Annotated in this window: 12 protein-coding genes; 6 read left to right on the top strand and 6 right to left on the bottom strand. The window is 73.5% G+C overall.

All coding sequences use genetic code 11. The features are described 5' to 3' along the window. Window positions 1-12 precede the first annotated feature (12 nt). From metF to CFP65_RS30385, 3 genes are read left to right on the top strand one after another with little or no spacing between them, the layout of a single operon-like run. Window positions 13-915, top strand: coding sequence for a methylenetetrahydrofolate reductase [NAD(P)H] (metF, locus tag CFP65_RS30375; protein ID WP_104821231.1), 903 nt, complete (start codon window positions 13-15; stop codon window positions 913-915). 22 nt (window positions 916-937) lie between these two features. Further along, window positions 938-2353, top strand: coding sequence for an adenosylhomocysteinase (ahcY, locus tag CFP65_RS30380; RefSeq protein WP_104819183.1), 1416 nt, complete (start codon window positions 938-940; stop codon window positions 2351-2353). Between the two features lie 31 nt (window positions 2354-2384). Beyond that, on the top strand, window positions 2385-3038 hold the full coding sequence (locus CFP65_RS30385) for a maleylpyruvate isomerase family mycothiol-dependent enzyme (protein WP_254552644.1): 654 nt from the start codon (window positions 2385-2387) through the stop codon (window positions 3036-3038). 53 nt (window positions 3039-3091) lie between these two features. Here CFP65_RS30385 and CFP65_RS30390 read toward each other — a convergent pair whose 3' ends face one another. Then, complete coding sequence (locus CFP65_RS30390) at window positions 3092-3541, bottom strand: tetratricopeptide repeat protein (protein ID WP_104819185.1); 450 nt, start codon at window positions 3539-3541, stop codon at window positions 3092-3094. A 122-nt stretch (window positions 3542-3663) separates the two neighbouring features. Further along, window positions 3664-4413, bottom strand: a complete 750-nt coding sequence (locus tag CFP65_RS30395) for a PIG-L deacetylase family protein (RefSeq protein WP_104819186.1) — start codon at window positions 4411-4413, stop codon at window positions 3664-3666. Window positions 4414-4624: 211 nt separating this feature from the next. Here CFP65_RS30395 and CFP65_RS30400 point away from each other — a divergent pair, with 211 nt between their 5' ends. From CFP65_RS30400 to CFP65_RS30410, 3 genes are all read left to right on the top strand, one after another. After that, entirely contained in the window at window positions 4625-6292 is a 1668-nt protein-coding gene (locus CFP65_RS30400) for a class I tRNA ligase family protein (protein ID WP_254552645.1), read from the top strand. A 122-nt stretch (window positions 6293-6414) separates the two neighbouring features. Then, window positions 6415-7776: a D-inositol-3-phosphate glycosyltransferase gene (gene mshA / locus CFP65_RS30405; RefSeq protein ID WP_371682482.1), complete on the top strand. Its 1362-nt coding sequence runs from the start codon at window positions 6415-6417 to the stop codon at window positions 7774-7776. A 274-nt stretch (window positions 7777-8050) separates the two neighbouring features. Then, entirely contained in the window at window positions 8051-8521 is a 471-nt protein-coding gene (locus CFP65_RS30410) for a hypothetical protein (protein WP_104819188.1), read from the top strand. A 121-nt stretch (window positions 8522-8642) separates the two neighbouring features. On the opposite strand, the gene CFP65_RS30415 is transcribed toward CFP65_RS30410, so the two are convergent. From CFP65_RS30415 to CFP65_RS30430, 4 genes are all read right to left on the bottom strand, one after another. Continuing rightward, window positions 8643-9065, bottom strand: a complete 423-nt coding sequence (locus CFP65_RS30415) for a Fur family transcriptional regulator (RefSeq protein ID WP_254552646.1) — start codon at window positions 9063-9065, stop codon at window positions 8643-8645. Between the two features lie 74 nt (window positions 9066-9139). After that, window positions 9140-10147, bottom strand: coding sequence for a helix-turn-helix transcriptional regulator (locus CFP65_RS30420; RefSeq protein ID WP_254552647.1), 1008 nt, complete (start codon window positions 10145-10147; stop codon window positions 9140-9142). 142 nt (window positions 10148-10289) lie between these two features. Next, window positions 10290-11186: a bifunctional 2-polyprenyl-6-hydroxyphenol methylase/3-demethylubiquinol 3-O-methyltransferase UbiG gene (locus CFP65_RS30425; RefSeq protein ID WP_104819190.1), complete on the bottom strand. Its 897-nt coding sequence runs from the start codon at window positions 11184-11186 to the stop codon at window positions 10290-10292. A 237-nt stretch (window positions 11187-11423) separates the two neighbouring features. Continuing rightward, window positions 11424-11942 carry a GNAT family N-acetyltransferase gene (locus CFP65_RS30430; RefSeq protein ID WP_104819191.1) on the bottom strand — a complete coding sequence of 173 codons (519 nt, stop codon included), beginning with the start codon at window positions 11940-11942 and terminating at the stop codon, window positions 11424-11426. Window positions 11943-12004 lie beyond the last annotated feature (62 nt).

Consider the following 12004-nt stretch of genomic DNA (forward strand, 5'->3'; position numbering starts at 1 on the left):
CTGCGCGCGCTGATGCAGTCGAGTGAGCCGACCTATTCGTTCGAGTTCTTCCCGCCGAAGACGGCGGCCGGGGAGGCCGGGCTCTGGCAGGCCATCCGGCGAGTGGAGGCGGTCGTGCCCGCCTTCGTCTCGGTGACCTACGGGGCCGGTGGCTCCTCGCGGGAGCGGACGATCGAGACGGTCGGCCGGATCGTGGCGGAGACCACGCTGCGGCCGGTCGCCCACCTGACGGCCGTCGGTCACTCGGTCGGCGAACTCCGTTCTTTCATTCGGCAGTTGGCCGACGGTGGGATCAGCGACGTGCTGGCTCTGCGCGGCGATCCGCCGGGCGATCCGCGGGGGCCGTGGACGCGGCACCCGGAGGGGTTCGAGCACGCGGCCGACCTGGTGCGGCTGGTGAAGGAGTGCGGTGACTTCACCGTGGGCGTGGCCGCCTTCCCGGAGAAGCACCCCCGGTCGGCCGACTGGGAGAGCGAGGTGCGGCACTTCGTGGCCAAGTGCAAGGCCGGCGCCGACTACGCGATCACCCAGATGTTCTTCCGGGCCGAGGACTACCTCCGGCTGCGCGACAAGGTCGCGGCGGCCGGCTGCGACACCCCGATCATCCCCGAGATCATGCCGGCCACCAGCGCCGCCCAGATCGCCCGGTTCGCCGAGCTGAGCAACGCGACCCTGCCGGACGAGCTGCGGTCGCAGCTCGAAGCCGCCCAGGGCGACCCCGAATCGGGCCACCGGATCGGCGTGGAGCACGCCACCGCGCTGGCCGCCGAGCTGCTCGCCGAGGGCGCGCCGGGACTGCACTTCATCACCCTGAACAAGTCTCCGGCCGCGCTGGAGATCTACCGCGACCTGGGCCTGCCCCGGGCCGCCCACCTCGCCACCGACGACCGGGCCGCGTACACCGCTGCGGTCTGAACCACCCTGAAATGGAGCTCCGTTGACCACCACCCAGAACCAGGCGTCCGACTACAAGGTCGCCGACATCTCCCTCGCGGCGTTCGGCCGTAAGGAGATCGAGCTGGCCGAGCACGAGATGCCCGGTCTGATGGCCATCCGCAAGGAGTACGCGGCCTCCCAGCCGCTGGCCGGTGCCCGGATCGTCGGCTCGCTGCACATGACCATCCAGACCGCGGTGCTGATCGAGACCCTGGTCGCCCTCGGCGCCGAGGTGCGCTGGGTCTCCTGCAACATCTTCTCCACCCAGGATCACGCCGCCGCCGCGATCGCCGCCGCCGGCATCCCGGTGTTCGCCTGGAAGGGCGAGACGCTGGAGGAGTACTGGTGGTGCACCGAGCAGGCGTTCACCTGGCCGAACGGCGAGGTGCCGAACATGATCCTGGACGACGGCGGTGACGCCACCCTGCTCGTCCACAAGGGACTCGAGTACGCCAAGGCCGGTGCGGTGCCGGACCCGTCGACGGCCGACAACGAGGAGTTCCGGATCGTCCTGGAGCTGCTGGCCGACAGCAAGCTCGACTGGGCCCGGATCGCCGGCGAGATCAAGGGCGTGACGGAGGAGACCACCACGGGTGTCCACCGCCTGTACGAGATGCACCGTGACGGCAAGCTGCTGTTCCCGGCGATCAACGTCAACGACGCGGTGACCAAGTCGAAGTTCGACAACAAGTACGGCTGCCGCCACTCGCTGATCGACGGCATCAACCGGGCGACCGACGTGCTGATCGGTGGCAAGGTCGCCGTCGTCGCGGGCTACGGCGACGTGGGCAAGGGCTGCGCGGAGTCGCTGCGCGGCCAGGGCGCCCGGGTGATCGTGACCGAGATCGACCCGATCTGCGCGCTGCAGGCGGCGATGGACGGCTACCAGGTGACCACCCTGGAGGAGGTCGTCGGAATCGCGGACATCTTCATCACCACCACGGGCAACAAGGACATCATCCTTGCCGAGCACATGGAGAAGATGAAGCACCAGGCGATCGTCGGCAACATCGGCCACTTCGACAACGAGATCGACATCGCCGGCCTCTCGAAGCTCCCCGGCATCGTGAAGACCGAGATCAAGCCGCAGGTCCACGAGTGGCGCTTCGCGGACGGCCACACGATCATCATGCTGTCCGAGGGCCGCCTGCTGAACCTGGGCAACGCGACGGGTCACCCGTCCTTCGTGATGTCCAACTCCTTCGCGAACCAGACGATCGCGCAGATCGAGCTCTTCACGAAGACCGAGGAGTACCCGGTCGGCGTCTACGTGCTCCCGAAGCACCTGGACGAGAAGGTGGCCCGCCTCCACCTGGACGCCCTCGGCGTGAAGCTCACCGTCCTCTCCAAGGACCAGGCCGACTACATCGGCGTCCCGGTCGAGGGCCCGTACAAGCCCGAGCAGTACCGCTACTGACTGTCAATCAGATCAGATGAGGAGGTCGGTGGTGACCACTGCCGTCGAGGTCCGCGACCCGCAGCTGCCCGGGAGGCTGCTGCTCACCGAGCGGGACGAGCTGATGCCGCTGCTGCGCCGCACGCCGGAGGAGTACTTCGAGCGGCCGACCGCCTGCCCGGGCTGGACGGTCCGCGAGGTGCTGGCGCACTGCGGGGCCGCGCTGGTGCGGATCGTGGAGGGCAGGCTGCCCGCGTTCACCCCGGAGCACAACGCGGCCGACGTGCTGGAGCGCGTCGACTGGCCGTTGGCCCGGGTGCTGGACGAGCTGGACGAGGCGATGGTCACCGCCGGCCCCGCGATCGCGGCGGCCGACGGGGAGTTGGACGTGATCGCGCTCGGGGAGTGGGTGCACGCGGGTGATGTCCGCGACGCCTTCCAGGAGCCCGGCGCCTACCAGGGCGCCGGGATCGAGGACGCCCTCACCCTGCTCGCCACCGCGAGCCGGGTGCGGCTGACCCCGCGCGTGCTCGCCGACACCCCGTTCGGCGAGCTGAGCTTCGGCAACCTGGTGGACGGGCGCGAACCGGCCCGTCTCAGCACCGACCCGGGCACGCTGATCCGGCTGTACGCCGGCCGCCGGCCCGCACCGGACCGCTACCGCCTGGTCGGCGCGGATCCGGCGGAGCTGGTGATCTACCGCTGAGTTGAGGCGAGTTGGGGCGGTCCGGGCTCAGGCCCGGGCCGCCCCTTCGGCGTTCAGTGCAGGGTGGCCTGGAGGGCAGCCAGGGCCTCCCACCAGACGGTGCCCGGGGCCGGCACGAGGGTGGTGATCTCCCGGGCCTCGGCGGGGGAGAGGCGGGCCACCAGCCGCAGCTCCAGGTGGTCCAGGGCGACGCGCTGGGTGTGCCAGCGGACCAGGGCCGCGTCCTGGACGAGCAGGGCCGCCACCTCGGCGCAGTGCTGCGTGCAGTCGAGGGCGGCGGCCTGGTGCAGGTGGCGCAGCGCGGTGTCCAGCGCGGCCGCCTGGTGTTCGCTCGGGTGCACGCCGCCGATGGTGGCGAGGCCGAGCAGGTGGTGCGCCCGGGCGTCCCGGGGCTGGGTGGCGAGGTGCTGCTCCAGGGCCCGGACGGCGCCGGGGTGGTCCCCGGCGCGCAGCAGGCCCTCCGCCAGCGCGTGACGGCTCACGGTGGTGGTGTCGGACGACATTGTCTTCCCCCCGGGTAAGGCCCGCCGAGGCCCTCTTGACGGGACGGCGGTCAGCCCCATTAACCACCCCCGGCGCGCGCGGGGACAAGGCGCTCGCGGGGGCGCGCGGAGTCAGAGCGGCCTCACACCTTGACGACCTGGAACGCTTCGGCGAGCCGCCCGGCGGGCAGCCCGCCGTCGAGCGCGTGTTCCGTCTGCCAGTCGCGCAACAGCGCCTCCAGATCGGCGAGATGAGCGGTCTGCGAGGTGTGCACGCTGAGCGCGGCGAGCTTGCGGGGGAACTCCTCGGTGACGTCCACCCAGTGGTTGGGGGTGGGCCCGGTCATCAGCCAGAGCTCGGGCACCTCCCAGACGTCCAGCCCTTCCTCCTTGAGCAGCGCGGGGTGGGCGAAGGGGTTGCGGGCGTCGGGGTAGACGGCCCGCAGTGCGGCCTCGCCGGCGGCCCGGTGGTCGGGGTGCAGATCGGGCATCCGGCCCCAGTTGATCTCGGGGCTGGGCATCACGACGATCTCGGGGCGGGTCTGCCGGATCACCCGGGCCAGGTCGCGCCGAAGGTCCATGCAGGGCTCCAGCCGGCCGTCGGGGTAGGAGAGGAACCTGACGTCGTCCACCCCGCAGGACTTGGCGGCCATCCGCTGCTCGGCCCGGCGCAGCGGGGAGATGGACTGGCGGGGGAGCGCCTTGTCGAAGCCCCCGTTGTCACCGTCGGTGAGCACGCAGTAGACCACCTCGGTGCCCTGGTCGGTCCACTGGATCACCGTCCCGGCGGCACAGAACTCCACGTCGTCGGGGTGGGCCGTCACCACGAGCACCCGCTCCGGGCGGGCGGCGCCCGTGCGGCCCGGTGCGTGCGGGAGGGGGGCGGGTGTCATGGGGTCGTCCTCTCGGGTGGGCAGTCCTCCTGGATCGGCAAAATATCATGGCGATACAGTGATTTGGTCGGACCAAAAAACCTGCACACCGGCCGATCGGCAGGTGGCGCACCCACGCCAAGGCGGGTGCGCGCCTTGACCGGTGGCCGATCCGACCGGGTCAGGCTGGCAGCATGGTCGGCGAGAACAGGCCGTCCGGACGGAGCGGCCGATGAGATCCGAGCACCCGTCCACCGGCGCCGCCCAGCCCGGCCGCTCGGATACCCCGGACTTCGTCACCTTCGGTAGCCACGAGAAGGAGGTCCCACCCGTGACCGCCGCAGCATGGATCACCGCGACCCCGCCCACCCCCAACGGAGAGCTCCACGTCGGCCATCTCGCCGGGCCCTACGTCGCCGCCGACGTGCTGCGCCGTTTCCTGCGCGCCGACGGCGAGCCCTGCCGGCTCACCAGCGGGCTCGACGACCACGACAGCGTGGTGGAGCTGTGCGCCCTCACCCAGGGCCGCAAGACCGAGGAGGTGGCCGACGGCTACGGCGAGGCCATCACGGTGGACTGGCGCCGGGCCGGCGTCGAGTTCGACCAGATCACCCGCCCCCGGGCCGAACCCGGCCACCTGGCGGCCGTCCAGGGCCTCTTCCGGGAGCTGCACGGCGAGGGCGTGATCGTCGCCCGCAGCCGGCTGCTCCCGTACTGCGCCCCCTGCGACCGCCCGCTGCACGGCGCCTACGTGGCCGGCGGCTGCCCCTCCTGCGGGGCCCCCGCCCACGGCAACCTCTGCCGCTCCTGTGCCCGCCCCAACGACTGCGGCGACCTGCTCGACCCGCGCTGCGTGCTCTGCGGCACCCCCGCCGGGCTGCGCCAGGTACGGCGGCTCTACCTGCCGCTGGAGCAGTTCCGCCGCGAGCTGACCGAGTACTGGGGCCGGATCGTGCTGCCGCCCCGGCTCGCGGTGCTCTGCGACCGCCTGGCGGCCGACGGCCTGCCCGAGGTGGCCGTCAGCCACCCCGGCGAGTGGGGCGTGCCGGTGCCGGTGGAGGGCTTCGCCGACCAGCGGATCGACCCCCGGTTCGAGCTGGCCGCCGGCCGGCTGCACCAGCAACAGGGCCGGGGCGCGGGCCCGGTGGAGTTCTTCGGCTTCGACCGCGCCTACGTGCACCTCGCCCTGCTGCCCGCCGTGCTCTCCGCGCGCGGCGCCGCGCTGCCGGCCGGCTTCCAGGTCAACGAGCACTACCGGCTGGACGGCCGCCGCTTCTCCACCGGCGCCCGGCACGCCGTCTGGGCGCTGGACGCGCTCACCGAGGCCGGCTCCGACACGCTGCGCCGGCACGTGCTCAGCGGCCGCCCCGAGGGCCGCCCGGCCGACTTCGACCCGGCCGCCCTGGACGCCACCCGCGACCACCTGCAGGCCAGTTGGAACAGCTGGCTGGCCGCGCTGCTCGCCGCGCTGCGCGAGGAGTGCGGCGGGATCACCCCCGAGGAGGCGCCCGGCGGGGCCGGCTGGGAGCAGCTGCGCGAGCGCCTGGAGCGGGCGGCCGGCGAGCTGCGCTGCGCGTACGGCCCGGGCGGCTTCGCGCCCCGTCGGGTGGTCGCGCTGCTCGACGAAGTGGTCCGGCTGGCCGAGGACTTCCACGCGGTGAACGCCCACGAGAAGGACCGGCCGAGCGGAGCCGAGCGCTACCGGGCCTCGCTGGCGGCCGAGTTGGCGATCGCCGGCGCCCTGACGGCCTGGGCTCACCCGGTGATGCCGGAGGGCGCCGAACGCCTGGCCGGCGCGCTGGGGCTGCGCCCCGGCGGCCCGGTCACCGCCGCGGCCCTCACCCCGCCGGCCCCCGGCACCCGGCTGGCGCCGCCGAGCGGCCCGGTCTTCGGCTACTGAGCCCCCGGTCCGAGTGAGCCCCCGCCCGGGCGGCGGGGGCTTCCGGCTGCCCGGGGACGCTCCGGTCACGATCTTGTTCTCTCTCCGAACTGCCCTGTCCCTGAACTGCGCTGTCCGCCCTGATGAGCACCCTGATGAGCACGAGGAGCGTGTCTAGGTTGAGGAACTCCACTGTCGTAAAGAGGCCGTCGCTCGGGCGCGGCGGCCTCCGGGTGCGCCGGGTGGCGATGCTGAGCGTGCACACCTCACCGCTGCACCAGCCGGGCACCGGCGACGCGGGCGGGATGAACGTGTACATCCTGGAGCTGGCCCGGCGGTTGGCCTGTCTGGGCACCGAGGTGGACGTGTTCACCCGCCGCACCTCGATGGAGCTGCCCACCGTGGTCGAGGCGGCCCCCGGCGTGCGGGTGCGGCACGTGACGGCCGGCCCGCCCGGCCCGGTGGCCAAGGAGCGGCTGCCCAGAGTGCTGCCCGCCTTCGCCGAGGAGGTGGTCCGCTCGGCCCGCGAGGAGGGCGCCCGCTACGACGTGGTGCACGCCCACTACTGGCTCTCCGGCCAGGCCGGCCGGGAGATCGCCGCCCGGTGGGACGTGCCGCTGGTGCACACCATGCACACCATGGCCAAGGTCAAGAACGCCGCCCTGGCCGACGGCGACACCCCAGAACCGCTGGTCCGAGTGCTCGGCGAGATGGGCCTGGCAGACTACGCCGACCGCCTGATCGCCAACACCGCGGCCGAACAGGCCGAACTGGTCGGCCATTACGGCGCCGCCACCGAGCGCACTGCCGTGGTGCACCCCGGCGTCTGCCTGGACAACTTCCGCCCGCTGGACGGCCGCTCGGCCGCCCGCCGCCGGCTCGGACTGCCCGCCGAGGCTCTGGTGGTGCTCTTCGCCGGGCGGATCCAGCCGCTCAAGGCCCCCGACGTGCTGCTGCACGCCGTGGCCGGACTCCTGCGGCTGCGGCCCGCGTTGCGCGGCCGGCTGCTGGTGCCGGTGATCGGCGGCCTGAGCGGGGCCGGGGCCGCCTACCCCGAGCGCTGCCGCCGGCTCGCCGAGGAGCTCGGCGTGGCCGACTCGGTCAGCTTCCGCCCCCCGGTCCGCCAGGCCGACCTGGCCGACTGGTACCGGGCCGCCGACGTGCTCACCGTGCCCTCGCACAGCGAGTCCTTCGGCCTGGTCGCCCTGGAGGCCCAGGCCTGCGGCACCCCCGTGCTCGCCGCCGCCGTCGGCGGCCTGCCGGTCGCCGTCCGGGACGGCGTCACCGGCCTGCTGGTGCAGGGCCACGACCCGCTCGCCTACGCCCGCGCCCTCTGCCGCTTCGCCGACGACCCGGCCTGGGCGGCCGGCCTCGGCACGGCGGCCGTCCGGCACGCGGCCGGCTTCGGCTGGGAGGCCTGCGCCCGGGCCACCGAACAGGTCTACGCCGAAGCCCGGACGGCCCGTTGGGCCGCCCGCCACCTGGTCGGCGCCGTCGCCTCCTGAGTCCTGGCGGGGGCCGTGGCACGTCCACGCCATGGCTTGGGCGCGACGGCCCGGGCCATGGAGATCGGATGGTCGGCGGGGAAGGATCGAGCCATCGACCGGCGCCGCCGACCGCCCCCGGGTACGGGGCGGCGCCCATCCGCCCCCACCCCACCGGAGCCTCGCATGCCCATCGCCGAGTGTCGCCACGACATCCTCTGGCCGCCGCCCGCCCCGCCCGCCCCGCCGAAGAACTGACCCACTCCCGGCCGCCCGCACCCCCGGAAGGAAGACCGTGACCACCGCCGTACGCCCCGCCCCCACCGCCCGCCGAACCGGCCATGCTCCGGCAGCGGTCGCGCACCACGGCTGCGCCCTGCCGCCCCTGCACATCCTCGCCTTCGACCCGGCCGACCTCCCGCCCGGCCGCCGTGCCGGCATCCCGGCGGCCGATCTGGCCGATCACCACGCCCAGTTGGCGGTCATGCGGCGCGCTGCCGCGGAGGGCGACTCGCGTCAGTTCGCGCTCACCGCCACGGCCGCGGCACTCCTGACGGTCCGCCACCGACCCCGGCCGGTGGTCGAGCGCGTGACGCAGCGGCTCCAACTGTGGGGCGCGATCGGGCTCCAGGCGGAGCAGGACTCCTCGCTGCTCGGGCTCTTGTACGCTCCCGACGAGGCCGACTTGGATGCGCGGGTGGCCCGGGCCAGGGCAGGCCTGCTGCGGCTCGGCATCCACCGTACCTGGCGCTTCGATGCAGGCTGAACTCTTCTGCTGAGTCGACCAGTTGCATCACCCAGGGGCGCGGGGAACCGCGCGAGGGCGGAGGGCGCAGGGCTGCCACCTTCCGCACGCGCGCAGTCCCCCGCGCCCCTGAACAGTGCAACTAACGGCAGTCAGGACACTGGCCGTGGAAGATCAGCTCGGTCTCCGTCATCCGCCAGCCGCGGAGGCCCTTGCGGGGGGCCTCGGGGGTCTCGGCGGCCACGTTCGTGACGCGGCCGCACTGGCTGCACAGCGCGTGGTGGTGCGGGGTGCCGGCCAGCTCGAAGACGGCGGGGCGGCCGGGGCGTTCGAACTTGCGGACCAGGCCGGTCTCCATGAAATGGCGCAGCATCTCGTAGACGGCCTGGCTGGTCAGGGTGCCCAGGCGGGCGCGGGCCCGGTCGGTGATGGACTCCACGTCGAGGTGGTCGCCGGCGGCGAGGAGTTGGAGCACCTCGAGCCGGGGGCCGGTGACCCGCAGGCCGACGTCCCGGAGGCGCTGGACGACCGCGTCCCGCTCCGTGGCCAGACTCCCGTGCTCCATCAAGGCGTGCTCCAGCTGAACGGCCCAAATATTTGGCCCCATCGTAGCTGGCGCGGCCCGGCGCTGCGGGGCACTCAGTCCAGCCAGCCCAGCTTGGCCGCGCGGACGCCGGCCTCGAAGCGGCTGGTGGTGCCGAGCTCCTGCATCACCTCGGAGAGCACCCGGCTGAGCGTGCGGAGCGAGATGCCCAGCGAGCGGGCGATCCGCTCGTCCTTCATGCCGGCGCCGAGCATCCGGATCGCGGCGTGCTGCTGCTCGGTGAGGGGGTGGCCGCCGCGGCGCTGCTCCTCGGTGCGGCCGAAGACGGCGGAGGTGTGCCAGCAGTAGTCGTAGAGCGCCTGGTAGGAGCGGACCAGGGCCGGGCCGCGGGCCAGCAGGGCGCCGGTCTCCAGGCGCTCCGGGTCGATCGGCAGCAGGGCGAAGCGGCGGTCGCTGAGGATCATGTTGAGCGGCACCACGGGGGCCAGCCGCACCTCCACCCCCAGCTCGGTCTGCCGGGCGAAGAAGTCGGCCAGGGCCGGCACGGTGGCGAACCGCTGCTGGTAGATCGCGCGGACGTGGGCGCCGGAGGCGATCAACCGGCCGTCCCGCTCCAGGGCCTCGTGCAGGAACTCGCCGGTGGGCAGGGCGCCGGGGTGCATGGAGGCGATCTCGTGCTTGACGGTGTCGGAGAGGTCCTCCAGGGCCTGCGAGATCCGGCGCGGGCTGGTCAACAGCTCCACCTCGATCTCGGCGTTGGCGGCCCCGCCGCCGCGCATGTAGCGGCCGGCCAGGTCCTCGATCGCGGTGTACCGCTCCTCGGCGCGCTGCTGGCGGGCCCGCATGTCCTGCTGCTCGTAGGCCAGCATGCGCAGCAGGGCGATCTCGGGGTCGACCACGGCGATGGTGGTCGGCTCGTCCTCGGGGCCGGGTTCGGCGATCAGGCCGAGCTGGAGCAGCTCGACCCAGCAGCTCTGGGCGTCCTGGTCGGTCATGCCGAGTTCGGCGGTCAGCTCGCCGAAGTTGCAGGCGCCGCGGGAGCGGAGCTCCTGGTAGAGGGCGAGGGCCTGCTCCGACGAGTTGCCGCTGGCGGGCTTGGACACCCCGTAACACCGTCCCCCGTGCACTGTTCACGTACTTCCCGTACGGACCCTTTCACAGCTCCGCCGGACTGCCTGCGACAATGCGTCAGATGTGACCTGGATCACGAAAGATCCCGGCCCGGCGCCGGCGGGGTCGGCGGGCTCAGCGGGGGCGGCAGAGCAGGAAGACGCTCTCGGTGCGGGCGTCCAGCGGGTGGCTGTCGCGCAGGCTGATCCGCAGGCCGGCCGCGCGCAGGTCGGTGGCCAGGCGCTCGGGGTCGACCAGCCACTTCTCGGTGGCGTGCACCCGCCGCAGGCCGGCGGCGCGGGAGCGGGTGTGGAAGACGATCTCCTCACGGGCAGTGGCCGGCTCGAAGCTCTGGCGGGCCGTCACCATGTCGTCGTCGGCACCGTAACGGGGCACCCGGAAGACCCAGTTGCGCACCGGGTCGGCGGCCAGACCGGCCGGGCGGTGCGCGGTGTAGTCGAGGGCGAGGGCGCCGCCGGGGCGCAGGTTTGAGGCGAGTTCGGCGAGCAGGGCCGGGCGGGCGGCGGGGCGGACGGCGGAGATCATCGCGCCGGCCAGCATCACGAAGCCGTAGCCCCGCTGGAGCCGGAGTCCTTCGAGCTCGGCCGCGGTGGTGCGGACCGGGTGTCTGGTGGGTCGGCCGCCGCGCAGCGCCCAGGCGCGCAGGCGGCCCAGACAGCCCTCGTCCCGGTCCACCGCCTCCACCTCGAAGCCGTGGTGGGCGAAGGGCACGGCGAGCCGGCCCGCCCCGGCGCCGAGGTCGAGCACCGGGCCGCCGGTGGTCCGGGCGGCTCGCAGGTAGCCGAGGATGTCGGCGCTGTGCGGGTTGAGCAGGTGGTCCTGGAGCCAGTCGGTGGCGAGGGCGGCGGGGGCGACGGATTCGAGGCCGGGCAGCCAGCCCGGCTCGGGCCAGCCGGGCGCGGCCGCCCGTGGCGAGGCGGCCCGGGGCGCGCCGGCGGCCCGGCGCGGGGTGGACGGTACGGCCCCGGGCGGGCCGAGGACGGTGCCGGTGGACAGGCTGATGGCGGCCATGGCTCCTCCAGGTGTTCGCGGAACTCCTGGAATCCAACTCTCCGCCGCCCGGTCGGGGCCAGCCGGAGCGGGGGCGGGCACCTGCGATGGCGTGGGGACGCCACCTGACATACCGTCTTCTCCGCAGGTGGGAGGCGGTTCTCCGGCAGCGGGCCCGGGCCGCCGGGCCGGACACCCTGTCAGGTCGGCGCCACTGCGTCAGGTCGATGTCAGGTCGTGGCGCCCGGGCGCCGCCGGTCAGACCGCCCGGTGCATCCGGAGCAGGCCCGGGCCCTCCGTCCCGTCCTCGGCGGGGGCGGCCTCCTCCTCGGGAGTGAAGCCCTGGCTGGTGTAGAAGGGGTACATCGGGTCCTCGGGGCCGTACACGGCGACCCACTGCCGCTCGGCGCCGCGCTCGCGCTGCTGCTGGGTGACGGCCGCCATCAGCGCGGGGCCGATCCCGAGGTGCTGGTGCGCGGGGGAGGTGCAGAGGGTGTAGACCTCTCCGGAGCCGACCGTGGTGATACCGCCCGCACCGGCACCGGCGAGTTCACCCTCGGCCCGGGCGATTACCCAGCCCAGCCAGCCGTCGCCCGCGCCGGTGGCGCCAATCTCGGCGGAAATCCGGTCGACCGTGCAGTAACGCGCGATGAGCCGCTCGGTCCGGTAGCCACCGAGGAACTCCGCGTAGTTCTCCCGCCAGGAGCGTGCGAGGAGGCTGGAGATCTCTGCCGCCTCGGCCGCCACGGCGGGCCGCAGTACCAGCACGTCGTCCATCACACATCCCTTGTTCCGACTCGGGAGTCAGTGCGGTCAGTATATTCACCGCGATCAAGATC

This window comes from Kitasatospora sp. MMS16-BH015 (assembly GCF_002943525.1).
GTDB lineage: Bacteria > Actinomycetota > Actinomycetes > Streptomycetales > Streptomycetaceae > Kitasatospora.